The organism is Pantoea sp. At-9b (assembly GCF_000175935.2).
In the GTDB taxonomy this organism is placed as follows: domain Bacteria; phylum Pseudomonadota; class Gammaproteobacteria; order Enterobacterales; family Enterobacteriaceae; genus Pantoea.
Window position 1 is genome coordinate 1,210,534 of the sequence record NC_014837.1, and the last position, 24,538, is coordinate 1,235,071.

A 24,538-nucleotide genomic window follows, 5' to 3' on the forward strand; every position below is an offset into this window, starting at 1 on the left:
GCCAATGACTAAACTTAATCAGAGTATCCGCAGCAGAAAGGAGAACAAAATGAATAACGTGGCGCAGGTATATCGTGCAACGGTAGCAGCATTAACCCAACGGCTGGAACGTGGCGAGCGTGATATCGATGCGCTGGTCGCCAGCGCCCGCCTGCGCTTGCTGGCGCAGCAAAATTTGACCTCAGCAGAGGTCGATGAAGTGATGCGTGCGGTACGGCGGGATTTGCAGGAGTTTGCGCTCAGCTATGAGGAGTCTTCCGATGCGCTGGGTGACTCGCTTTTTATGCGGGTGATCCGTGAAAGTATCTGGAAGGAGCTGGCGGACATCACCGATAAGAGTCAACTGGAGTGGCGCGAGGTATTTCAGGATCTGCGCCATCATGGCGTCTATCAAAGCGGTGAGGTGGTTGGGTTGGGTAATCTGGTGTGTGAGAAGTGTCATTTTACCCGCGCCATTTATACCCCGGAAACCTTAACCCGTTGCCCGGAGTGTGGACACGATCAGTTCCAGCGTCAGCCATTTGAACCCTGATCCTATGCCGTAGCGGCGCGATTTATCGCGCAATTCCGTGCGCGTTGCCGGAAAAAACGCGCGATAAATCGCGCCGCTACGGGTTATGCGTTAGTGCAGGATCTTCGCCAGGAAGTCTTTGGCACGGTCGGACTGCGGATTGTTAAAGAAGTCGTCTTTGTTGGTGTCTTCAACAATCTTGCCTTCATCCATAAAGATCACGCGGTTAGCAACTTTGCGGGCAAAGCCCATCTCGTGGGTGACCACCATCATGGTCATGCCTTCCTGTGCCAACTCCACCATCACGTCCAGCACTTCATTGATCATTTCCGGGTCGAGTGCCGATGTCGGTTCATCGAACAGCATCGCGACCGGGTCCATGCACAGCGCACGGGCGATGGCCACACGCTGTTGCTGACCGCCGGAAAGCTGGCCGGGAAACTTGTCAGCATGCGCAGATAAACCGACACGCGCCAGCAGCTTCAGCCCTTTTTCGCGTGCCGCCTTCTTATCGCGCTTCAGCACTTTTACCTGCGCCAGCGTCAGGTTATCAACGATGCTGAGATGCGGGAACAGTTCGAAATGCTGGAACACCATACCCACCTTACTGCGCAGTTGCGCAAGGTTGGTTTTCTTGTCATTGACTTCAATGCCCGTCACCTGAATGCTGCCCTGCTGGATGGGTTCCAGACCATTCACCGTTTTGATCAGCGTCGATTTGCCGGAACCGGACGGTCCGCATACCACCACCACTTCCCCGGTTTTGACTTCGGTGGAGCAGTCGGTCAGCACCTGAAAGTGCCCATACCACTTAGATACATTTTTCAGGCTAATCATTTAAACCGTCCTTTTTCTTTTCAGATAGCTAACCAACAACGAAGCGCTCAGGCTGATCACAAAGTAGACCAGACCAGCAAACAAAATCATTTCTACCTGGGTGCCGTCACGCTCGCCAATGGTGGACGCGGTACGGAAGAAATCGGCCAGGCTAAGTACGTAGACCAACGAGGTATCCTGAAACAGCACAATCCCCTGGGTCAGCAACAGCGGCACCATCGCACGAAATGCCTGCGGCAGGATCACCAGTTGCATCGATTGCCAATGGGTCATGCCCAGCGCCAGTGCGGCACTGGATTGGCCACGGGCGATACTGATGATACCGGCACGGATAATCTCCGAATAATATGCGGCCTCAAACAACGAAAAGGCCACCATCGCCGAAATCAGACGAATGTCGGTCTTCGGCGACAAGCCCAGCACCTGTTGCAGGAAACTCGGCACCACCAGGTAAAACCACAGCAGCACCATCACCAGCGGCACGGAGCGGAACAGGTTAACGTACAGTTTGGCGAACCAGCGGATCGGTGCGAAGGCCGACAGGCGCATCACTGCCAGGAGGGTGCCCCAGATAATGCCAAATACCACCGCAGTCAGGGTAATTTTAAGCGTAATCACCATGCCGTTCAGCAGGTAGGGCAGGCTGGGAGGAATCGAACTCCAGTCAAAATCGTACATTATTTCCCTCCCATATTGCCGGGCAGACGCACTTTGCGTTCCACCAGGCTCATCAACAGCATGATCACCAGGTTGATAGCAATGTAAGCCAGGGTGATGGCGGTGAAAGATTCATAGGCGTGTGCCGAGTAATCCAGCAACTTACCGGCCTGTGCAGCCATATCCACCAGCCCGATGGTGGAGGCAATGGCCGAGTTTTTCACCAGGTTCAGCATTTCCGAAGTCATCGGCGGCACAATCACGCGATAGGCATTCGGCAGCAGCACGTAGCGATAGGTTTGCGGCAGCGTCAGCCCCATCGCCAGACCCGCATTTTTCTGACCACGCGGCAGCGACTGAATCGCGGCACGCACCTGCTCACTCACGCGGGCACCGGTAAACAGGCCGAGACATACCACGGACGAGGAGAAGAACTGAATGTTCGGGTCCAGCTCCGATTTAAACCACATGCCCAGGCTCTCCCCTACCAGTTCTGGGGCGACCAGATACCAGAAGAAGAACTGCACAATCAGCGGAATATTACGAAACAATTCCACGTAGCAGGTACCTATCGTCGATAGCAGCCGATTAGGCACGGTACGCAGAATGCCAAAGAAGGAACCTACGAAGAAAGCGATAATCCAGGCGCAGCAGGAGACGGCGATGGTCACCTGAAATCCGGACCACAGCCAGCCGAGGTAGGTCGTGTTGCCGAACGGGGCGGGTTGTAAAAAGATGCCCCAGTTCCAGTCGATACCCATATCTAGCTCCGGTAAAAAAAGGGTAGCTGAGCACAGCTACCCGGAAGATTGATGAACGGTGTCTTGCTTACTCTTCTCAGGGGAACGACCTGAGAGAGTCTGTCTGTCCGCACCGTGTTTTCAGCAATCGAGAGGGCAGCATGCCTGCCCTTATTGTGGTTGTTAGTTCATTGCCTTGTCGTTTGGTGCTTTGAACAGCGCTTTCATGTCATCCGAGAGATCAAAATTGATGTTCATGCCTTTTGGCGGGATCGGGTTTTTGAACCACTTATCAAACCATTTGGCCGCTTCGCCAGAGGTCTGCGCCTGGGCGATGGTGTCATCCATCAGCTTTTTAAACTCCGGATCGTTTTTGCGCAGCATACAGCCGTAGGCTTCATGCGATTGCGGCGTGCCGAGAATTTCCCAGTTATCCGGTTTCTTCGCTTTAGCGCGCTCACCGGCCAACAGGGCATCATCCATCATAAAGGCCACGGCACGACCGGTTTCCAGCGTGCGGAAGGAGTCACCGTGATCTTTGGCACTGATAATACGCATGCCCATTTTTTGTGAGTCATTCAGCTTGTTCAGCAGAATTTCTGAGGTGGTGCCGGAAGTGACCACCACGGTTTTGCCTTTCAGATCGGCGAAATCTTTGATCGGGCCGCCTTTTTTCACCAGCAGACGCGTACCGACCACGAAGATGGTGTCAGAGAAAGCCGCCTGTTGCTGGCGCTCCAGGTTGTTGGTGGTGGAGCCACATTCGAAATCAAAGGTGCCGTTTTGCAGTAACGGGATACGGTTCTGCGAGGTGATCGGCAGCATTTTGACCTGCAAATCGGGTTTGTTCAGCTTTTTCTTGATGGCCTCAACGATCGCGTTGGAATAGTCCTGCGAATAACCGACGACTTTTTGCTCATTGTCGTAGTAAGAGAAGGGAACAGACGATTCGCGATGCCCGACGACAATCACGCCATTTTTGCTGATCTTTTCCAGCGTGCTGACTTGTTGATCGGCCGGTGCTGCGGCTGCGGGTTTAGCATCTTCCGCATGAGCCACGGAGGCGAGGCCAGCCAGAGCCAGGCAAAGGCCCAGTTTCCGTAATTTCATCTCCAACTCCTTCGTATTGCTGGTGCACAGCAGATAAACTGCGCAGATTGTGATGTTGTGTGTATTTTCCGCTGCTTTTCTGATTATCCCGTAGCGCAACTGCGCGCAGGATAGTGCTTAACATAGCGAATTGTTAACGCAATGAAACAAAAAAGTTTCTTTTTTGCGAGCCGCTCCGCACCAATAAAAAGCAAAATTTGACCTCTGCGCCACAATGGTGCGCATCGTTGCCTTATTACGGTGCTTAATGGCGAACATAACGCTGACAAAAGCTGATGTTTGCGAAAAACACTGAAATAAATAGCAATGATCGTGCCAAAGCGATTAATGAGTGTAAAAAGCCAGCAGAGAATGTGGCAAAGGCAGGGGAAGGGAGCGGAAAAATGCGATAAAAAAAGGCGAAGGATACGCTTCGCCTTGATCACAGCAGGGGGAGATTAGCGGCGACGGCGTACCAGCGCCAGCACCACACCCAGTAACGTCAGCAGCCATACCGGCCAGATACCCACTTTGGCATAAGGTGTTGCACCGGTGGTCGGGGTCACTTTTGCCGTCAGGACATCACGCGTGAATTGAGGCAGCATCTTTTCCACATCCCCGTTGGCATTCACCACGGCCGTGACGCCATTGTTGGTATCACGCAGTAACGGACGGCCCAGCTCCAGCGCTCGCATTCTCGCCATCTGGAAATGCTGCCATGGGCCGATGGAGTGACCAAACCAGGCATCGTTCGAAACGGTAAGCAGGAAGTTGGTATCCTGATGGAAATTGGCGCGAACCTGCTCACCCAGTACGATTTCATAGCAGATGGCAGCGGTCAGGTTGTAACCCGCGACTTTCAACGCGGGCTGGATATAAGCGCCACGGCTGAACGAGGACATCGGTAAATCGAAGAACGGCGCCAGTGGCCGTAATAAATCTTCCAGCGGAACAAACTCGCCAAACGGCACCAGATGGTTCTTCTGATAGCGATTCTGGCTTTGATAGCTGTAAGGTTGCTCGCCGCCCAACACAATCACCGTATTGTAATCGTGGTAACGGTTATCACCTTCCAGACGAGAATCGACGATGCCGGTAATCAGTGAACTGCCACGGGCGCGCAGTTCTTCATCCAGCGCGTGCAGGAAGGGCTGCTGGTTACTTTCCAGGTCGGTAATCGCCGATTCGGGCCAGATGATAATGGGCGCTTTACCCATCCACGGCTGACTGTAAGAGGTATACACCCGCAGCGTATTCAGCAACTGCTGTGGATCCCACTTCATTGATTGCGGAATGTTGCCCTGGACCATTGCCACATCAACACTGCGTTCCGGCAGCGGTTGATACCACTGCAACATGCGGAGCGGCCACGGCAGTAGCAGCAGCAGCGCGGCGGCGATCAGGCTTTTCACGTTGCGTTGATGCCACGCATACGCCAGCAGACCGGCAATGACCACCAACAGGAAGGTAATCGTTTCGACCCCAGCCAGTGGAGCCAGACCTTTCAGCGGACCATTAATCTGGCTGTAACCAAACTGGAGCCATGGAAAGCCGGTGAGGATCCAACCGCGCAGGAATTCGGTGATTTGCCATAATGCCGGGGCCGCCACCGCCAGACGCCATAAGGTGGCGCGTGGCCACAGGCGATTCAGCAAAATGGCAAACAGCATCGGGTAGAGCGACAGGTAGGCTGCCAGCAATACCACCAGGAAAACGTTAACCGGTCCTGGCATGCCACCAAAGGTCGCGATGCTGACATACACCCAGTTGATACCGCTGCCGAACAGGCCAAAAGCCCAGACGAAGCCAATCGCGGCCGCCTGCGCAGTACGACGGTCCAGTAACAGCAGTTGCAAGCCGCACAGCGAAATCAGTGCCGCGGGCCAGAAATCATATGGGGAAAAGGAAAGGGTGCCGATGGCACCCGTAATTAACGCCAGCAGCAGGCGAACCCGCTGCCGCGAGTAGAGAGAGGCTAAAGCCATAAAGTTATTCGTCATCCAGTTGAGGGAGCGGCGAGTCTTCCGGAATTTTTACATGCACCTGGATGATACGGCGGCTGTCAGCCATGGCGACCTTGAATTGGTAACCATCAATTTCAATGCTCTCACCGCGCGCGGGAAGGTGGCCGAATCCCTGCATCACCAGGCCGCCAATGGTATCGACTTCGTCATCGCTGAAGCCGGTGCCGAATACCTCATTGAAGTCCTCAATCGGCGTCAGCGCACGCACCGTATAGGTGTGGCGGTTTAACTGACGAATATCGCGGTCTTCTTCATCATCGTATTCGTCTTCAATTTCTCCGACGATCAGTTCGAGAATGTCCTCAATGGTCACCAGACCGGACACACCGCCAAACTCATCAATCACAATCGCCATATGGTAGCGCTGTGAGCGGAACTCTTTCAGCATGCGATCCACACGCTTACTTTCAGGGACTACCACCGCCGGGCGGAGCACCTTTTCCATGCTGAAGGGTTCTGAGGCGCTGCTCATAAAGGGCAGCAGGTCCTTCGCCATCAAAATGCCTTCAACGTGGTCTTTATCTTCGCTGATCACCGGGAAGCGGGAGTGGGCCGATTCGATGATCACCGCCAGGCACTCTTCGAGGCTCTGGTTACGTTTCAGGGTAATCATCTGGGAACGTGGGATCATGATGTCGCGCACGCGTTGTTCGGCAATGTCCAGCACCCCTTCCAGCATGTCGCGGGTGTCCTGGTCAATCAGTTCTTTTTGCTCAGAATCGCGGATTAGCCCCAGCAGTTCGTCACGGTTTTTCGGTTCACCGTGGAACAATTGGTTGATTAGCAGGGAAAAAAATCCCTTTTTACTACTGGGTGCGTCGCTGTTTTGAGAATGGTCGTCGCTCATGGCGTTTTTATTTAGTTCTCTCTGGTGAGGGAAGGAAACTGCTGGCATCCGCGCCAGCAGCATAATGACCTGAGCCAGTGGCTCAGGCGTCTTCTTTCTCCGAAATGTACGGGTCCGGATAACCGAGGGCAAGCATTATCTCGGTCTCCAGCGCTTCCATTTCTTCGGCTTCATCGTCTTCGATATGGTCGTAGCCCAGCAGATGCAGTGTACCGTGTACCACCATATGCGCCCAGTGGGCTTCGAGGGATTTCCCTTGCTCGACCGCTTCCTGCTCTACCACCTGGCGGCAAATAATCAGGTCGCCCAGCAGCGGTAACTCAATTCCCGGCGGGGCTTCGAACGGGAAAGAGAGCACGTTGGTCGGCTTGTCTTTACCGCGATAAGTCAGATTTAGCTCATGACTTTCCGCCTCATCAACCAGGCGAATGGTGACTTCGCTCTCCGGCTGAAACGGCGTGACGGCAGCTTCCAGCCAACGCTGAAAAGCCGCTTCTTCCGGCAAACCCTGGCTTTCGGCACAGGCCAGTTGTAAATCAAGAATTACCGCGCTCATGAAGGCTCCTGCGGGCTGGGTTGGGCGGCGGCAAGCGCATCACGTTTACGCTCTTCAGCCTGTTTATCTCGGCGTTTCTGGTCTGCCTCTTCCCAGGCTTCATAGGCGATAACGATACGTGCCACCACCGGGTGACGTACTACGTCTTCGCTGTGGAAGAAGTTAAAGCTCAGCTCATCCACTTCCGACAACACTTCGATCGCGTGGCGCAGGCCAGATTTGGTATGGCGTGGCAGGTCAATTTGCGTCACGTCACCGGTAATCACCGCTTTTGAGTTAAAACCGATACGCGTCAGGAACATCTTCATCTGTTCGATGGTGGTGTTCTGGCTCTCATCAAGAATGATAAAGGCATCATTCAGCGTGCGGCCACGCATATACGCCAGCGGCGCGACTTCGATGACGTTGCGTTCCATCAGCTTCTCAACCCGCTCAAAGCCGAGCATCTCGAACAGTGCATCGTAGAGTGGGCGCAGATAAGGATCGACTTTCTGGCTGAGATCGCCCGGCAGGAAGCCGAGTTTTTCCCCGGCTTCCACCGCCGGACGGGTCAGCAGAATACGGCGAATTTCCTGGCGCTCCAGCGCATCGACCGCGGCGGCGACGGCCAGATAGGTTTTACCCGTACCGGCCGGGCCGATACCAAAGGTAATGTCGTGATCGAGAATATTGGCAATGTACTGCGCCTGGTTAGGTGTACGCGGTTTAATCACGCCGCGCTTGGTCTTAATATTGACCGCCTTACCGTACTCCGGCACGCTTTCCGCGCTCTGCTCCAGGACGCGGCTCTCTTTGATCGCTAAGTGGATTTGCTCCGGTTCGATATCCGGGATCTGACCACGTACCGGTGCCGTATCAACATACAGGGTGCGCAGAATGTCTGCCGCAGCGTTGACGCACAGCGTGCGGCCTACCAGCTTAAATTGGTTGTCACGGCGATTGATTTCGATCCCCAGACGCCGTTCCAGCTGTTTCACATTGTCATCAAACGGACCGCACAGGCTGAGCAGTCGGCGGTTATCTACCGGTTCAAGGGCGATTTCACGAGTTTCGATATTCAAATGAATCCTTTGGGTCACTCAGGGCCAGTTGAAAAAGTGTATCCGACGCGTGGCAGCAAGGCGCAGCGCATCTTTACGGAATTATTTATGGGGCAACGCCTGGGCGCAAGCTTCAGGGGAGATATTTGGGCAGCACTGCCAGAATGCAAGTGCTGCCTGAGGTAACAGACGACAGCGTTTTGTGCGCTGTCGCTCAAAGGTCGGGGTTTCAAGGCTGGAACTGACCCACGCCAATTTCGTTCTCTTTGCGCGTGCGCGCAATCACCGACGCCGGGCTTTCCACTACGCGCAGGCCCATCTCGTCTTCAGTGCGAACCACCTTGCCACGCAGCGAGTTGGTATACACATCGACGATTTCCACGTCAACGAACTTACCAATCATGCTGACGTTGCCTTCGAAGTTCACCACGCGGTTGTTTGCGGTACGACCCGACAGCTCCATCACGTTTTTACGTGAGGTGCCTTCCACCAGAATACGCTGCACGGTGCCGAGCATACGGCGGCTGATCCCCATCGCCTGCTGGTTGATGCGGTCCTGCAGGATGTACAGACGCTGCTTTTTCTCCTCTTCCGGTACATCGTCCGGCAGGTCAGCGGCCGGTGTACCCGGACGCGCAGAGTAGATAAAGCTGAAGCTCATATCGAAGTTGATATCGCCAATCAGCTTCATGGTCTGTTCAAAGTCCTGCTGGGTTTCACCCGGGAAGCCGATGATAAAGTCAGAGCTGATTTCAATATCCGGGCGCGCTACGCGCAGTTTACGGATGATCGCTTTGTACTCCAGTGCGGTATGCGCACGTTTCATCAGCGTCAGAATGCGGTCAGCACCGCTCTGGACCGGCAAATGCAGGAAGCTCACCAGCTCAGGCGTATCACGGTAAACATCAATGATATCGTCGGTGAACTCAATCGGGTGGCTGGTGGTGAAACGAATACGGTCAATGCCGTCGATCGCGGCAACCAGACGCAACAATTCGGCAAAGGTGCAGAAGTCACCGTCAAAGGTTGCGCCGCGATAGGCGTTGACGTTCTGCCCCAGCAGGTTGACTTCGCGCACACCCTGGGCCGCTAACTGGGCGATCTCCAGCAGAATGTCGTCACTCGGGCGGCTTACTTCTTCGCCGCGCGTGTAGGGCACCACGCAGAAGGTGCAGTATTTGTTGCAGCCTTCCATGATGGAAACAAATGCGGTTGGGCCTTCTGCGCGCGGTTCAGGCAGACGGTCAAATTTCTCGATTTCCGGGAAGCTGATGTCAACGATCGGGCTGTTGCTGCCGCGTACCGTGTTGATCATCTCCGGCAGGCGATGCAGGGTTTGCGGGCCAAACACGATATCGACGCAAGGCGCACGCTGACGAATATGGTCGCCTTCCTGAGAAGCCACACAGCCACCCACGCCAATGATCAGGTCAGGGTTGCGCTCTTTCAGCTTTTTCCAGCGTCCTAACTGATGGAAAACCTTCTCCTGCGCCTTCTCACGGATAGAACAGGTGTTGAGCAGCAGAATGTCTGCCTCTTCGGCTTCCTCAGTCAGGGTATAGCCGTGGGTGCTGTTCAGCAGGTCAGCCATCTTTGATGAATCATACTCATTCATCTGACAGCCCCAGGTTTTGATATGCAGTTTTTTGGTCATTGGACTAGCCATTAATTCAGTGCAGGTAAGTGCTGGGCGCGTATTGTAATGCTTTGCTGCTGTTGTGACCAGTATAAGGGTAAGGGCTTTTCTGATCGTGACGTGAATTTCCGGTACACTTCGCACAATGAGCGCTGCGTTAACAAGAGGGATAACGGCAATGCAGGATTCACATTTTGATGTGGTGGTGATTGGCGGCGGAATGGTAGGGGCCGCACTGGCCTGCGGCCTGGCGCAACAGCAATTCCGCGTGGCGGTGGTTGAGCGGGCGGAACCCGCCCCGTTTGATGCTGCGCGGGCACCGGATGTACGTATTTCTGCCATCGGTGCGTCATCGGTGGCGTTGCTGCAACAGCTTAACGTCTGGCCACGTGTGCAGGCGATGCGCTGTGCACCTTACCGCAAGCTGGAAACCTGGGAGTGGCAAACTGCCCATGTCACCTTTGATGCGGCGTCGCTGGGGCTGCCCGAGCTGGGGTATATGGTCGAGAACAGCGTGCTGCAACGCGCGCTGTGGGAAAAAATGCAGGAAGATGGTGTGACCTTATGTGCACCGGCCAGTCTGGATAATTTGCTGCCACATAGCGGTGGCTGGCAGGTGCAGCTCGATAATGGCACCACGCTGGATGCAAGGCTGGTGGTAGGGGCCGATGGTGCCAATTCACGCGTGCGTCAGCTGGCCGGGATTGGCGTGCATGGCTGGAACTATGCGCAATCCTGCATGTTGATTAGCGTCGAATGCGAGCATGATGTGGGGGACGCCACCTGGCAGCAGTTCACCCCGGAAGGACCGCGTGCGTTTTTACCGCTGTTCGATCGCCATGCCTCGCTGGTGTGGTATGACGCGCCGTCACGGATTCGCCAGTTGCAGAATATGCCGTTGCCGCAGCTGGAGAAAGAGATTCACGCGCACTTCCCGGCACGCGTCGGGCGTTTTCAGGTAAAGGCAGCGGCCTCGTTCCCGCTGGTACGGCGTCATGCGACGCGCTATGTCACTGCCGGTCTGGCGCTGGTGGGGGATGCGGCGCACACCATCAATCCGCTGGCCGGGCAGGGGGTAAATCTTGGCTATCGCGACGTGGATGCGTTACTGGACACGCTGGTAGAGGCGCGTCGTCAGGCGGAGCAGTGGTCATCGGCGGCGGTGTTGCAGCGGTATCAGCGTCAGCGTCGTAAAGATAATTTGCTGATGCAGGGCGGGATGGATCTGTTTTACTTCGCCTTCAGCAATAAACTGCCAGCGCTGCGTTTTGCCCGTAATCTGGGGTTGATTGCGGCCGAGCACGCGGGTGCGTTAAAACGTCAGGTGCTGCGTTACGCGCTGGGGCTGTAATCCGGCGTTTTTGCCCATCCCGTCGCATCGCGGCGGGGAATACGTTTTTTGTGAACGCAGAAAACAATAAAGCCCGCAAAAGCGGGCTTTATTGTGCAATTTGGCTGGGGTGCAGGGATTCGAACCCCGGAATGCCGGAATCAGAATCCGGTGCCTTACCGCTTGGCGACACCCCAATAGGTGTTTGGTCAAATTGTCTTTTGTATGGCTGGGGTGCAGGGATTCGAACCCCGGAATGGTGGAATCAGAATCCACTGCCTTACCGCTTGGCGACACCCCAATTTTATATGGTGGCTACGACGGGAATCGAACCTGTGACCCCAGCATTATGAGTGCTGTGCTCTAACCAGCTGAGCTACGTAGCCAAATTGTACTGCTTTACATCACATCCGACGATGGCTGGGATACCTGGATTCGAACCAGGGAATGCCGGTATCAAAAACCGGTGCCTTACCGCTTGGCGATATCCCAATAGTCGACTCGTATCCACGAGAGTGCATCGGATTGGCTGGGGTACCTGGATTCGAACCAGGGAATGCCGGTATCAAAAACCGGTGCCTTACCGCTTGGCGATACCCCATCCGGCTGCCGAAGACTGAAATGGTGCGGGAGGCGAGACTTGAACTCGCACACCTTGCGGCGCCAGAACCTAAATCTGGTGCGTCTACCAATTTCGCCACTCCCGCAAAAAAGATGGTGGCTACGACGGGAATCGAACCTGTGACCCCAGCATTATGAGTGCTGTGCTCTAACCAGCTGAGCTACGTAGCCATCTTTTTTTCGCGTTACCTTCATCGGCGTTGCGGGGCGCATTATGCGTATTGAGCTTTGTAGCGTCAACAAATTTTTTACCGTTTTTCGCCTTAATGCGCCTGTTTGTCTGGCTTATAACCAGGCTGATGATTTATTCGGCAATTTTCGATCAATACAAACGCAATCCATAAAAAAAGGGACCGTTTTCGGCCCCTTTTGCTTGATACTAAAAACCTTATTTATAGGCTGACTGATGCACGCCTACGGCACGACCCGATGGATCGTCCATCGATTTGAACGCTTCATCCCATTCGATCGCTTTCGCGGAAGAACACGCCACTGATGGGCCACCCGGCACGCATTCAGCGGCACTTGGGATCGGGAACAGCTCTTCAAAGATCTCACGGTACAGATACGCTTCTTTCGAGTTCGGCGTGTTGTACGGGAAGCGGAAGTGTGCGGTTGCCAGTTGCTGATCGCTAACTTGCTTGGCGGCCACGTCTTTCAGCGTGTCGATCCAGCTATAACCCACGCCGTCAGAGAACTGCTCTTTCTGACGCCATGCCACGCTCTCCGGCAGATAAGAGGAGAAGCACTCACGCAGGATGTGTTTTTCCATCTTGCCGTTGCTGCCACACATTTTATCTTCCGGGTTGATGCGCATCGCGACATCAAGGAATTTCTTGTCGAGGAACGGCACACGGGCTTCCACGCCCCAGGCGGACATCGCTTTGTTGGCACGGGCGCAGTCATACATATGCAGTGCCAGCAGTTTACGCACGTTCTCCTCGTGGAACTCTTTGGCGTTCGGCGCTTTGTGGAAGTAGAGGTAGCCACCAAACACTTCATCAGCACCTTCGCCAGACAGCACCATTTTAATACCCATCGCTTTGATTTTACGCGACATCAGGTACATCGGTGTTGAGGCACGGATCGTGGTCACATCGTAGGTTTCGATGTGGTAAATCACATCACGGATCGCATCCAGACCTTCCTGCACGGTGAAGTGGATTTCATGGTGCACGGTGCCAAGGTGTTCCGCGACAGATTTCGCCGCTTTCAGATCCGGCGAGCCTTCCAGGCCTACCGCGAAGGAGTGCAGCTGCGGCCACCAGGCATCGCTCTTGTCATGATCTTCCACACGTTTTGCGGCAAAGCGCTTGGTCACCGCAGAGATGATGGAGGAATCAAGACCGCCAGACAGCAGCACGCCATAAGGAACGTCTGACATCAGGTGGCTCTTAACGGACTCTTCCAGCGCGGCTTTCAGACCGGCAGCATCAGTGGCGTTGTGCTCAACGCTTTTGTAATCCATCCAGTCACGCTGCCAGTAACGACGGATTTCGCCATCGGTGCTGGAGAGGTAGCTTCCCGGCGGGAATTCTTTGATGGAACGGCACACGGGCACCAGCGCTTTCATTTCTGAAGCGACATAGAAGTTGCCGTGTTCATCGTTACCCATATACAACGGGATGATACCGATATGGTCGCGGCCAATCAGATACTGTTGTTTCACGCTGTCCCACAGAATGAAGGCAAACATGCCTTGCAGGTCATCAAGGAAATCAACGCCTTTTTCCTGATACAGCGCAAGAATCACTTCACAGTCAGAACCAGTCTGGAACTGATAGCGATCGCTCAGTTCAGCACGCAGTGCCTGATGGTTGTAGATTTCACCGTTTACCGCCAGTACGTGCGTGTGATCGGCGTTATACAGCGGCTGTGCGCCGTTGTTGACGTCAACAATTGACAGGCGCTCATGCGCCAGAATGGCTTTGTCATCGGCATAGACGCCTGACCAGTCCGGGCCGCGATGGCGCATCAGACGGGAACATTCCAGCGCTTTCTTGCGCAATTCAACAGGATCGGTTTTCAGATCCAACACACCAAAAATCGAACACATAACTGACTCCTGATCTCACCCTGTGGGGATGTTATTTCTACGTTTGTCCGGCAGCCTCGCTGCGTGATGTATAAGAAAATGCGCTATTTGGTGGTGGTAATGCAAGCAAATTCACGATTGGCTGATAAAAAGAATGTTGTCATGGCGATTAAATTGAATTTAATTCAATAAAAATACCATTTCATTAGATGGTATCTAATGAAATCCTGATTCGGGTCATTTTGTGAGCAAGGCAGGGCGCGGAAAAAAGAAACCCGGCGAACTTTTTTGCTGCGCCGGGCCATAAGTTTTGCTGATGTGGAAAATCAGAACAGATCGATATCGGCAACCGAAGGGTAAATCCAATCCGGACGGAACGGCATGGCATCGATATCGCTGAGTGTCGAAACTCCCGACAGCACCAGCACCGTTTCCAGACCGGCCTGGAAACCGGCGAGAATATCGGTCCGCAGGTTATCGCCCACAATCACGGTTTCCTCAGAGTGCGCCTGCATCTTGTTGAGGGCGGCACGCATGATGTAGGGGCTGGGTTTGCCGACATAAAAGGGTTTGCGGCCGGAGATCTTCTCAATCCCGGCACACAACGCGCCACAGGCCGGAACAAAATTACGCGCGTGAGTATCCGGGTTGGTGGCGATAAAGCGCGCGCCATTGGCGACAAAGAACGCCGCCTTATGCATCATCTCCCAGTTAAAGGAGCGGGTCTCCCCAACGATAACGAAATCAGGGTTGATATCGGTGATGGTAAAACCGGCCTTGTACAACTCATGAATCAGCGCGCCTTCGCCAATGACATAGGCCTTTTTACCTTCCTGCCGCCGCAGAAAATCGGCTGTTGCCATCGCCGAGGTGTAGAACACGGAATCCGGTACTTCAATACCGGATGAGGCGAAACGATTTGCCAGATCTTTGGCTGTTTGCGATGGGTAGTTGGTGAGCACCACCAGCGGCATCTTTTTTTCAAGGATGCGTTGCAGGAATTCCTGAGCACCAGGAACGGCGGTGTTGTCGTGCATCAACACACCGTCGATGTCACAGATTACGCTTTTGATTGTCATAGATTGCATCCGGTATGGCCTGCCGGCAGGCAGGCATCGATTACTCTTCCAGCAGATGTTGCAGCAGAATGCCATTCAGCATCGCGCGTTTTGCCAGCGCAAAAGCGCCAATGGCAGAGCGATGATCCAACTCTGAGCGTACCACAGGCAGATTTTTACGAAACGCATTGAGTGCCTGCGTATTGATGCAGCCTTCAATCGCCGGAAACAGCACCTTGTCGGCGTCGGTGATTTCACCGGCCAACACCACTTTCTGCGGATTAAACAGGTTAATCGCAATGGCGATAGCTTTTCCGAGATAACGGCCGACATATTCGATCACTTCGCACGCCAGCGCATCGCCCTGATTGGCCGCGCGGCAGATTTGCGGCATCTGGCAATCATTGAGGGTCAGTGAGCTGGGGTAGCCCTGATTCAGCAGGTGGCGTACCCGGTTTTCAATGGCGCCATTGGCGGCAATGGTTTCCAGACAGCCGAAGTTGCCGCAATGGCAGCGTTCGCCCAGCGGGTCGACCTGAATATGACCAATTTCGCCCACGTTGCCATTGCTGCCGAGAAAAATGTGCCCGTTGGCAATGATACCGGCCCCGGTTCCACGATGCAGGCGCACCAGAATGGAGTCTGCGCAGTCACGGCTTGCACCGAAGTAGTGCTCGGCAAGGGCCAGACTACGGATATCATGGCCGACAAAACTGGTGACATTGAACCGTTTTTGCAGGCTGGAAACCAGCGGCCAGTGGCTGACAGCAATATGCGGCATATAGCGAATCACGCCGTTAATGGGGTCTACCAATCCCGGCAAAATCACGGCAATCGCAATCAGTTCATGAATTTTACGCTGGTGGGCAGCCATAAACGCGCTGATGGCGTTGAATAAGGCATTTTCCAGTGTTTCCTGGGTGCGTTCCGGTAGCGGGTAGTCTTCCTGCGCCAGGGATTTGCCACTGAGATCAAACAGTGTCAGCGTGGCATCGTTACGTCCGAGGCGCACGCCGATGGTATGAAAATGGCGGGTTTCGGTGATGATGGAGATGGCGCGGCGACCGCCGGTGGAGGCTTGTTGCTCCACCTCTTTGATCAGACCGCGCTCAATCAACTGGCGGGTAATTTTGGTGACGCTGGCGGGCGCAAGTTGACTCACTTCGGCAATCTGAATGCGCGAAATAGGCCCTTGTTGATCAATCAACCGATAAACGGCTGCGCTATTGAGTTGCTTGACAAGATCGACATTTCCTATTTGAGTCTGGCCGCCAGTGGTCATTCAGTGCTTACTCGCTGAGGACGTTCTCTCCATTGACGAACGTCTTAATGATTTGAAAATCGCGGGTAAAGACAGTCAGGTTGGCGACTTTTCCAGCTTCGACCGTGCCCAACTGTTTTTCCACCCCCATCGCCTTTGCCGGATAGAGCGTTGCCATGCGCAGAGCTTCATCCAGCGCAATGCCGCAATGTTCCACGCAATTCTGAACCGTTTCAATCATGGTGATGGCGGAGCCACTTAAGGTGCCGTTCTCATCCACACAAAGGCCATTGCGATAGTATATTGTTTTGCCAGCAAAAATAAATTTATCAATCGAAGCACCTGCCGGTGCGGTGGCGTCGGTTACCAGTACCAGCTTGTCGCCCTTGATGCGCTTCGCATTGCGCACATTAGCGTAGTGGACATGTAAACCATCTGCAATGATGCCGCAGTATACATCAGGCGCATCAAACAGCGCGCCAATCAAGCCCGGTTCGCGCCCGGCAAAGGTCGGCATGGCGTTGTAAAGGTGGGTTGCAAAGCTGACGCCCGCCGCGAAACCGCTTTTGGCTTCTTCATAGGTGGCGTTCGAGTGACCCGCTGAAACGATAATGCCCGCATCGCGTAATTGACGGATCACTGCACTTCCGGCGTTTTCCGGGGCCAGTGTCACTTTGGTGATCACATCGGCGTTCGCGCAGAGAAAATCCACCAGTTTTGCATCCGGTAAACGGATCAGTTCCGGGTTATGCGTGCCTTTTTTTACTTTATTCAGCCACGGACCTTCGAGGTGCAGACCCAGCGCCTGGTTTTGATGTTTGTTCAGATACGCGCGCATGGTTTCGACAGCACGCTGCATCAATTCATCCGTGCTGGTGATCAAGGTTGGCAGGTAGCTGGTGCAGCCCGATTTCTCATTGGCGCGCTGCATAATTTCCAGCGTTTCCACGCTCAATGCATCGATATCATCGTTAAATTGCACGCCGCCGCAGCCGTTGAGCTGTAAATCGATAAAACCGGGAGCGATAAACGCACCCGCAACATCCTGTTGCGGCAGGGTGGCATCCAGCGCGTCGCGTGGGCAGACGCGCTCAATCAGGCCATCGGCAATCACTACCGCATGATTGTCCAGAATTTCGTGACCGGTAAAAATCCGGCCGTTAACTAATGCGTACATCGTCTTTCTCTCCCGGCTAAGCCCGCTGCACTACGGCAGCAGGTTTTTTACAACGTGGTCTTACACACCTTTCATATTTTCCGCTTCCATTTCGCGGAAATATTTCACGGTTTTCACTTTCAGTTCCATGGTGGCGGGTTCGTCACAAACCACGACCGATTTCGCATGCAGCTGCAGGCAGCTGATGGTCCACATATGGTTAACGTTACCTTCAACCGCCGCCTGCAACGCCTGGGCTTTAACATGACCGGTAACCAGAATCATCACTTCTTCTGCATCCAGCAGCGTACCGACACCCACGGTCAGAGCATATTTTGGCACCTGATCAACATCGCCGTTAAAGAAACGGGAATTGGCGAGACGGGTCTCGTGTGTCAACGTTTTGATACGGGTACGGGATGCAAGCGAGGAGGCAGGTTCATTAAAGGCAATGTGACCATCATTGCCCACGCCACCCATAAACAGATGGATTTTACCCAGGGCGCGGATCTTCTCTTCGTACTGACGACATTCTGCGTCAATATCCTCCGCATTGCCATTCAGAAGATTGATATTTTCTGGTTGGATATCAACGTGATCGAAAAAATTACGATACATAAAACTGTGGTAACTTTCCGGATGCTCTTTTGGCAGGCCAACGTATTCATCCATGTTAAAAGTGACCACATGTTTGAAACTAACCTGGCCCGCTTTATGCATCTCAATCAGGTGCTTGTACGCTTCCAGTGGGGTGCCACCGGTAGGCAGACCTAGCACGAAGGGACGATCTGGGCCAGGATTAAACGCATTAATGCGGTTAACAATATGGCGCGCGGCCCATTTACCCACCTGGGTAGGTGTGGCTAAAGGGATCAGTCTCATGTCTTCACCTCAGTTAAAGATTGGAAAAGTGGGGTCGCCGTTTTCTCTACAGACCGTTCTTAAGCGTAATCCGTTTAAGCACAATCATACGGGGAAAAGTGCGTCCTGATATTTTTCATCATAAAATAAGTTTGGGGTGAAGGCTAGCGGTACGGGGGTGAAAACGTCATTTTTGGTGATAAAAGTCACAGTTGTTGTGGTTTTAATTTGCGAGGCGAATTAATTTATCTCTACACTTCGCCTCGTGGTGAAAAGTGTCATCTAAGCTACCGGGTGCCGGGATAATAAAATCAACCCGCACTACGGCAAAACGCCAGTCTCAAAGGGGGAGAATAAGGTGAGTATTTTAGGATATCTGCAAAAGGTCGGCCGAGCGCTTATGGTGCCGGTAGCGACCCTGCCGGCAGCGGCAATTTTGATGGGGGTGGGGTACTGGATTGATCCGGACAGCTGGGGGGCAGGTAACGCTCTGGCCGCGCTGTTAATCAAATCCGGTGCCGCGATCATTGAACATATGTCAGTGCTGTTCGCCATCGGTGTCGCCTATGGCATGTCAAAAGATAAAGACGGCGCTGCGGCGCTGACCGGCTTCGTTGGTTTCCTTGTGGTGACCACACTGTGTTCACCGGCTGCGGTGTCAATGATTCAGAAAATCCCATTGGATCAGGTGCCTGCTGCTTTCGGCAAAATCGAAAACCAGTTTGTGGGTATCCTGGTGGGGATTATCTCGGCAGAGGTCTATAACCGCTTCAGCCACGTGGAGCTGCCCAAGGCGCTGTCGTTCTTCAGCGGCCGTCGTTTGGTGCCGATCCTGGTCTCCTTCCTGATGATCCTTATCGCCTTCATTCTGATGTATATCTGGCCGGTGGTGTTTAATGGCCTGGTCAGCTTTGGTGAAAGCATTCAGAAACTCGGATCTGTCGGCGCAGGGGTGTATGCCTTCTTCAACCGTCTGCTGATCCCCGTTGGCCTGCATCACGCGTTGAACTCCGTGTTCTGGTTCGACGTGGCTGGCATTAACGACATTCCGAAATTCCTCGGTGGTGCACAGTCCATCGCTAATGGCAGCGGTATCCCCGGTATCACCGGTCGCTATCAGGCGGGCTTCTTCCCGATCATGATGTTCGGTCTGCCGGGGGCGGCGCTGGCGATTTACCACTGCGCGCGTCCGGAAAATCGCGCCAAAGTGGGCGGTATTATGCTGGCGGCGGCTTTTGCGGCGTTCTTTACCGGGATTACTGAACCGCTGGAATTCTCCTTCATGTTCGTGGCACCGGTGCTGTATGTCATCCACGCCCTGCTGACCGGTCTTTCGGTCTTTATCGCGGCGAGCATGCACTGGATTGCGGGCTTTGGTTTCAGTGCCGGTCTGGTGGATATGGTGCTGTCAACGCGTAACCCGCTGGCGGTGCATTGGTGGATGCTGATCCCACAAGGTCTGGTGTTCTTTGCCATCTACTACGTGGTGTTCCGTTTCACTATTCAGAAATTCAACCTGATGACGCCGGGCCGCGAGCTGGCTGCGGATGATGAAACCGACGGTTATGATGTCAACGTTGACCACAGCGGCAGCGGCGAAAGCCAGACGGAATCGCTGGCACGTCGTTACATCGGTGCCATTGGTGGTTCAGAAAACCTGACCAATATCGATGCCTGTATCACCCGTCTGCGTCTGAACGTGAAAGACGCCGCGCAGGTGAATGACAGCGTGGCGAAACGCCTTGGCGCATCCGGCATTATCCGTCTCAACAAGCAGAGCGTGCAGATCATCGTGGGTACCCAGGCCGAAAGCATCGCTTCAGCCATGAAAGCCGTCCTGACCAAAGGTCCGGTTGCGGCTACGGCTGCCGCGCCTGTCGCACCACAGCCTGTTGCTCCACAGCCGCAAGCGGTGTTGAACAGCGAAAAAGGCGTAATCGCCACGCTGGTGGCCCCGGTCAGCGGTGAAGTGGTGGCCCTGGATGCCGTACCGGATGAAGCTTTTGCCAGCAAAGCCGTTGGTGATGGCCTGGCGATCAAACCCACCGGTAAAACCGTGGTGGCACCGATTGCCGGTACTATCGTGAAAATCTTCAATACCAACCACGCCTTCTGTCTGGAAAGCGATAACGGTGTTGAGATCGTGGTGCACATGGGTCTGGATACCGTGGCGCTGGAAGGTAAAGGCTTCTCGCGTCTGGTGGAAGAGGGCGCGACAGTAGTTGCCGGTCAGCCAGTGTTGGAGATGGATCTGGACTTCCTCAACGCCCATGCCCGTTCAATGATTAGCCCGGTCGTGGTCAGCAACAGCGATGATTTTGCCGGCCTCAACCTGCTGGCCAGCGGGTCAGTGGTCGCCGGTGAAACCCGTCTGTATGAGGTGAAAGGCTAAGTCCTTGTGCTAAACCCCAAAGGCAGGAAGCGATTCCTGCCTTTTTTGTTTTAAAACGACCAACAAACGGTTGTTTCCCTCCTACGCTTTGTGGATCATACTCCGTTACTTTCCAGGACAAATCACCCGTATTGTATTTGAGGATTTTGAGATGAGTGAGGCTGAAGCCCGCCCAACGAACTTTATTCGTCAGATTATCGACGAAGATTTGGCGAGCGGTAAGCACAACAGCGTGCATACCCGTTTCCCGCCTGAGCCCAATGGTTACCTGCATATTGGCCATGCGAAATCGATCTGTCTGAACTTTGGTATCGCACAAGATTACCAGGGGCAGTGCAATCTGCGCTTCGACGACACCAACCCGGTGAAAGAAGATATGGAGTTCGTCGAGTCCATCAAGCGCGACGTGCAATGGCTGGGCTTTGAATGGAGCGGAGACGTTTGTTACTCCTCAGACTATTTCGACCAGCTGTACAGCTACGCGGTTGATCTGATCAACAAAGGCCTGGCCTATGTTGATGAGTTATCGGCTGAAGAGATCCGCGAATACCGTGGCACGCTGACTGCGCCGGGTAAAAATAGTCCGTTCCGCGATCGCACGCCAGAAGAGAACCTCGCGCTGTTTGAAAAAATGCGTGCCGGTGGTTTTGAAGAAGGTAAAGCCTGCCTGCGTGCCAAAATCGATATGGCGTCAAACTTTATCGTGATGCGCGATCCGGTGTTGTATCGCATTAAGTTTGCTGAACACCATCAGACGGGCAACAAATGGTGCATCTATCCGATGTACGATTTTACCCACTGCATCTCCGATGCGCTGGAAGGCATTACCCATTCGCTGTGTACGCTGGAGTTCCAGGATAACCGTCGTCTGTATGACTGGGTGCTGGACAACATCAGCATTCCGGTGCATCCACGTCAGTACGAATTCTCACGTCTGAATCTGGAATACGCGGTAATGTCGAAGCGTAAACTGACACAGCTGGTGAGTGAGAAGGTGGTAGAAGGCTGGGATGACCCGCGTATGTTGACCGTGTCCGGTCTGCGTCGTCGTGGTTACAGCGCCGCGTCAATTCGCGAGTTCTGCCTGCGTATCGGTGTCACCAAACAGGACAACATCGTTGAGATGGCCTCGCTGGAGTCATGTATCCGTGACGATCTCAATGAGAATGCGCCGCGCGCGATGGCGGTGCTGGATCCGTTGAAAGTGGTGATTGAAAACCTGCCTGCGGGTCATGAAGAGATCATCACCATGCCGAACCATCCGAACAAACCGGAGATGGGGACGCGTGAAGTGCCGTTCAGCCGTGAGGTGTGGATCGATCGCGCGGATTTCCGTGAAGAAGCCAACAAGCAATACAAACGTCTGGTGCTGGGCAAAGAAGTCCGTCTGCGTAATGCTTACGTGATCCGTGCTGAGCGCGTGGCGAAAGATGATGAAGGCAATATCACCTGCATCTACTGTACCTGCGACGTTGATACCCTGAGCAAAGATCCGGCTGATGGCCGTAAAGTGAAAGGCGTGATCCACTGGGTTTCGGCGATCCATGCGCTGCCTGCGGAATTCCGTCTGTACGATCGCCTGTTCAGTGTACCGAACCCGGGTGCGGCGGAGGATTTCCTCACCACCATCAACCCGAATTCGCTGGACATCAAACAAGGTTTTGTTGAGCCAGGCTTGCGCGATGCCGCAGCGCTGGCGCCTTACCAGTTTGAGCGTGAAGGTTATTTTTGCGCGGATAGCGTGTATTCGCAGCCCTCTAAGCTGGTATTTAACCGTACTGTCGGCTTGCGTGATACCTGGGCGAAAATCGGCGATTAATCCTTTTTGTCGTTTTCCCCATATCCTGATAAAAGGGCGAGAGATCGCCCTTTTTTATTGGCCGTAATTCAGGGTTAGCCATCTTTTATGCTGCGAGTTGTGAAACGTGCTTGTTACCGGGATTTGCAACTAATCTGACTTTAACAGAATTAATCCATTTGCGAGTGTTAAAAACTTTTTTTCAGGTAGGCTATGCGCTCTCAGACGTTGCTCCGCGGGTTATAAAGGAAAAAAAATGACAAGTCTCGCTCAGGAAGCCAAACACAGCGTGGTGGTATTACATCAACTTATCGAACGTATTTTTAATCAGTCAGATAGCACCGATGACAGCATTGAATTGTTTCTGTCACACTTCCACCCGGATTTCAAAATGGTGACGCCGCAGGGCAAGCAGTTGGACGTCAATGCGCTGGAAGTGTTGTTCCGCCAGTTGCGTGGTCAGCGTGAGGGGATGCGTATTGCCACCAGCGAACATGCCATCATTTCGCAGCAAAGCAAGGAAGTGACGATTCAGTATCGTGAATTGCAAATGATGAACGGCACCAACCAGAGCCGCATCTCGCTGGCGGTATTGGATTGCAGTACCTCAATTCCGCGCTGGCGTTATTTACAAGAAACGCTGGTGCTGTGATTCAGCCATAAAAAAACCGGTGCTCAGGCACCGGTTTTTTCATACTGCATAGCACATTTTATTGCTTGTCGTGGAGCGTCTCGTCTTCGCGGCAGTCTCCCAACGCACAGTGGCCGTATAAATACAGGCTGTGGTTGGTCAGTTTGATACCATGACGTGTGGCGATTTCACGCTGACGGGTTTCAATGGATTCATCACTGAATTCAATCACTTTGCCACAATCCAGGCAGATCAGATGGTCATGATGATGCTGCTGCGTCAGTTCAAAGACGGATTTACCACCCTCGAAGTTATGGCGGGTGACGATTCCCGCGTCATCAAACTGGTTAAGAACGCGATAAACCGTTGCCAGACCAATCTCTTCGCCCATGTCGATCAGGCGTTTGTACAAATCTTCCGCGCTGACGTGATGGCATTCGGGTTCCTGAAGCACTTCCAGAATTTTCAGTCTGGGGAGCGTGACTTTCAGGCCAGCCTTCTTCAATGCGGAGTTGTTGTCAGTCATGCGGATATTGTCCTGTTACTTAGCTAGTCACTTGCGGCGCAGGGCCTTGAATGTCGATCACGCGCATTCTCATTTGCGTCTCATTATAGAACTCAAGCAGTGAAATGAAAACCAAGGGAATATCCTGAAAATCACCAGTGGCTGTAAGGAAAAGTGTCTCTAACGCCGGCGGGGATCATGCAGGTCTTTGTTTCCATTTCACTCAGCCTCATTCTGATGCCAGAGGAATAAGCGGATGACCGTTATGGGTATTCTACAGAATTGCGGGAAAAAGTTAAAAAACAGTAGCTATTATTTTTATAGGAAATTCCTTTAACTCAATGTGAGCCAGCGCCCACATTGAGGAGGGCAGGGGATCAGGCTTCGATGATCTCTTTCAATTGCAGCTCATCGAAAATCTGTTTCACCCACTTATCAACACGTTCGTTGGTCAGTTCAGGCTGACGATCTTCGTCGATAGCCAGACCCAGGAAGTGTTTGTCATCTGCCAGGCCTTTAGACGCTTCGAAATGGTAACCTTCAGTCGGCCAGTGGCCAACAATCACCGCACCGTTAGGCTCGATGATATCGCGGATGGTGCCCATCGCATCACAGAAGTATTCAGCATAGTCTTCCTGGTCACCACAGCCAAACAATGCAACCAGTTTTCCATTGAAATCAATCTCTTCCAGCGTCGGGAAGAAATCATCCCAGTCACATTGCGCTTCGCCGTAGTACCAGGTCGGAATGCCCAGCAGCAGGATATCGAATGCTTCGAGATCTTCTTTGGTGCTCTTGGCAATGTCATGCACTTCGGCCACATCTTTACCCAGTTGTTTCTGGATCATTTTTGCAATGTTTTCAGTATTGCCGGTATCGCTGCCGAAGAAAATGCCTACGATTGCCATGAGTTAAGTAACCTCTTAAATCCTGATTAGGAGTTGAATGCACAG

General features: G+C 53.5%; 21 protein-coding genes and 7 tRNA genes. 5 read left to right on the plus strand and 23 right to left on the minus strand.

Annotation, left to right across the window (positions count from 1 at the left end):
• The first annotated feature begins 49 nt into the window (after window positions 1-49).
• A complete protein-coding gene (locus PAT9B_RS05425) occupies window positions 50-532 on the plus strand; it encodes a zinc ribbon-containing protein (RefSeq protein ID WP_013508258.1) in 483 nt (160 codons plus the stop codon).
• 90 nt (window positions 533-622) lie between these two features.
• Here PAT9B_RS05425 and PAT9B_RS05430 read toward each other — a convergent pair whose 3' ends face one another.
• The 9 genes from PAT9B_RS05430 to miaB all read right to left on the minus strand — a co-directional run bounded on the left by PAT9B_RS05430 (window position 623) and on the right by miaB (window position 9,955).
• Window positions 623-1,348: an amino acid ABC transporter ATP-binding protein gene (locus PAT9B_RS05430; RefSeq protein ID WP_013508259.1), complete on the minus strand. Its 726-nt coding sequence runs from the start codon at window positions 1,346-1,348 to the stop codon at window positions 623-625.
• On the minus strand, window positions 1,349-2,026 hold the full coding sequence (gltK, locus tag PAT9B_RS05435) for a glutamate/aspartate ABC transporter permease GltK (RefSeq protein ID WP_013508260.1): 678 nt from the start codon (window positions 2,024-2,026) through the stop codon (window positions 1,349-1,351).
• Window positions 2,026-2,766: an amino acid ABC transporter permease gene (locus PAT9B_RS05440; RefSeq protein ID WP_013508261.1), complete on the minus strand. Its 741-nt coding sequence runs from the start codon at window positions 2,764-2,766 to the stop codon at window positions 2,026-2,028. The genes gltK and PAT9B_RS05440 overlap by 1 nt, the downstream gene beginning before the upstream one ends.
• Window positions 2,767-2,928: 162 nt before the next feature.
• Window positions 2,929-3,855 (minus strand): glutamate/aspartate ABC transporter substrate-binding protein, encoded by a 927-nt coding sequence (locus PAT9B_RS05445; RefSeq protein ID WP_013508262.1) that lies wholly within the window; start codon window positions 3,853-3,855, stop codon window positions 2,929-2,931.
• Between the two features lie 437 nt (window positions 3,856-4,292).
• Window positions 4,293-5,819: an apolipoprotein N-acyltransferase gene (gene lnt, locus PAT9B_RS05450; protein WP_013508263.1), complete on the minus strand. Its 1,527-nt coding sequence runs from the start codon at window positions 5,817-5,819 to the stop codon at window positions 4,293-4,295.
• A gap of 4 nt (window positions 5,820-5,823) precedes the next feature.
• Window positions 5,824-6,705: a CNNM family magnesium/cobalt transport protein CorC gene (gene corC, locus PAT9B_RS05455; RefSeq protein WP_036624428.1), complete on the minus strand. Its 882-nt coding sequence runs from the start codon at window positions 6,703-6,705 to the stop codon at window positions 5,824-5,826.
• A gap of 82 nt (window positions 6,706-6,787) precedes the next feature.
• Entirely contained in the window at window positions 6,788-7,261 is a 474-nt protein-coding gene (gene ybeY / locus PAT9B_RS05460; protein WP_013508265.1) for an rRNA maturation RNase YbeY, read from the minus strand.
• Complete coding sequence (locus PAT9B_RS05465) at window positions 7,258-8,322, minus strand: PhoH family protein (protein WP_013508266.1); 1,065 nt, start codon at window positions 8,320-8,322, stop codon at window positions 7,258-7,260. The genes ybeY and PAT9B_RS05465 overlap by 4 nt, the downstream gene beginning before the upstream one ends.
• Before the next feature lie 208 nt (window positions 8,323-8,530).
• Window positions 8,531-9,955 carry a tRNA (N6-isopentenyl adenosine(37)-C2)-methylthiotransferase MiaB gene (gene miaB / locus PAT9B_RS05470; RefSeq protein WP_013508267.1) on the minus strand — a complete coding sequence of 475 codons (1,425 nt, stop codon included), beginning with the start codon at window positions 9,953-9,955 and terminating at the stop codon, window positions 8,531-8,533.
• Between the two features lie 160 nt (window positions 9,956-10,115).
• Between miaB and ubiF the strand changes: the two genes are divergently transcribed.
• The gene (ubiF, locus tag PAT9B_RS05475) at window positions 10,116-11,288 is read left to right on the plus strand and encodes a 3-demethoxyubiquinol 3-hydroxylase (protein ID WP_013508268.1); all 1,173 of its coding nucleotides are present in this window, start codon (window positions 10,116-10,118) and stop codon (window positions 11,286-11,288) included.
• A gap of 101 nt (window positions 11,289-11,389) precedes the next feature.
• Here ubiF and PAT9B_RS05480 read toward each other — a convergent pair.
• The 12 genes from PAT9B_RS05480 to nagB form a co-directional block, all read right to left on the minus strand.
• Window positions 11,390-11,464 (minus strand) — tRNA-Gln (locus tag PAT9B_RS05480).
• A 29-nt stretch (window positions 11,465-11,493) separates the two neighbouring features.
• Window positions 11,494-11,568 (minus strand) — tRNA-Gln (locus PAT9B_RS05485).
• A gap of 8 nt (window positions 11,569-11,576) precedes the next feature.
• Window positions 11,577-11,653 (minus strand) — tRNA-Met (locus PAT9B_RS05490).
• A gap of 31 nt (window positions 11,654-11,684) precedes the next feature.
• Window positions 11,685-11,759: transfer RNA gene (locus tag PAT9B_RS05495), tRNA-Gln, on the minus strand.
• A gap of 34 nt (window positions 11,760-11,793) precedes the next feature.
• A tRNA-Gln gene (locus PAT9B_RS05500) sits at window positions 11,794-11,868 on the minus strand.
• A gap of 21 nt (window positions 11,869-11,889) precedes the next feature.
• A tRNA-Leu gene (locus PAT9B_RS05505) sits at window positions 11,890-11,974 on the minus strand.
• Between the two features lie 8 nt (window positions 11,975-11,982).
• Window positions 11,983-12,059 (minus strand) — tRNA-Met (locus PAT9B_RS05510).
• A gap of 217 nt (window positions 12,060-12,276) precedes the next feature.
• On the minus strand, window positions 12,277-13,944 hold the full coding sequence (gene asnB / locus PAT9B_RS05515) for an asparagine synthase B (RefSeq protein WP_013508269.1): 1,668 nt from the start codon (window positions 13,942-13,944) through the stop codon (window positions 12,277-12,279).
• Between the two features lie 305 nt (window positions 13,945-14,249).
• Window positions 14,250-15,002, minus strand: coding sequence for an HAD-IIA family hydrolase (locus PAT9B_RS05520; RefSeq protein WP_013508270.1), 753 nt, complete (start codon window positions 15,000-15,002; stop codon window positions 14,250-14,252).
• A gap of 40 nt (window positions 15,003-15,042) precedes the next feature.
• Window positions 15,043-16,263, minus strand: a complete 1,221-nt coding sequence (locus tag PAT9B_RS05525; RefSeq protein ID WP_013508271.1) for an N-acetylglucosamine repressor — start codon at window positions 16,261-16,263, stop codon at window positions 15,043-15,045.
• 7 nt (window positions 16,264-16,270) lie between these two features.
• Complete coding sequence (gene nagA / locus PAT9B_RS05530; protein WP_013508272.1) at window positions 16,271-17,419, minus strand: N-acetylglucosamine-6-phosphate deacetylase; 1,149 nt, start codon at window positions 17,417-17,419, stop codon at window positions 16,271-16,273.
• A gap of 60 nt (window positions 17,420-17,479) precedes the next feature.
• Complete coding sequence (nagB, locus tag PAT9B_RS05535; RefSeq protein WP_013508273.1) at window positions 17,480-18,280, minus strand: glucosamine-6-phosphate deaminase; 801 nt, start codon at window positions 18,278-18,280, stop codon at window positions 17,480-17,482.
• A gap of 343 nt (window positions 18,281-18,623) precedes the next feature.
• Here nagB and nagE point away from each other — a divergent pair, with 343 nt between their 5' ends.
• The 3 genes from nagE to PAT9B_RS05550 all read left to right on the plus strand — a co-directional run bounded on the left by nagE (window position 18,624) and on the right by PAT9B_RS05550 (window position 23,101).
• Complete coding sequence (gene nagE / locus PAT9B_RS05540) at window positions 18,624-20,651, plus strand: N-acetylglucosamine-specific PTS transporter subunit IIBC (protein ID WP_041525907.1); 2,028 nt, start codon at window positions 18,624-18,626, stop codon at window positions 20,649-20,651.
• 151 nt (window positions 20,652-20,802) lie between these two features.
• Window positions 20,803-22,470: a glutamine--tRNA ligase gene (glnS, locus tag PAT9B_RS05545; protein ID WP_013508275.1), complete on the plus strand. Its 1,668-nt coding sequence runs from the start codon at window positions 20,803-20,805 to the stop codon at window positions 22,468-22,470.
• Window positions 22,471-22,705: 235 nt separating this feature from the next.
• Entirely contained in the window at window positions 22,706-23,101 is a 396-nt protein-coding gene (locus PAT9B_RS05550) for a hypothetical protein (RefSeq protein ID WP_013508276.1), read from the plus strand.
• Between the two features lie 58 nt (window positions 23,102-23,159).
• On the opposite strand, the gene fur is transcribed toward PAT9B_RS05550, so the two are convergent.
• Window positions 23,160-23,606 carry a ferric iron uptake transcriptional regulator gene (fur, locus tag PAT9B_RS05555; protein ID WP_013508277.1) on the minus strand — a complete coding sequence of 149 codons (447 nt, stop codon included), beginning with the start codon at window positions 23,604-23,606 and terminating at the stop codon, window positions 23,160-23,162.
• 356 nt (window positions 23,607-23,962) lie between these two features.
• Entirely contained in the window at window positions 23,963-24,493 is a 531-nt protein-coding gene (fldA, locus tag PAT9B_RS05560) for a flavodoxin FldA (RefSeq protein ID WP_013508278.1), read from the minus strand.
• Between the last annotated feature and the right edge of the window lie 45 nt (window positions 24,494-24,538).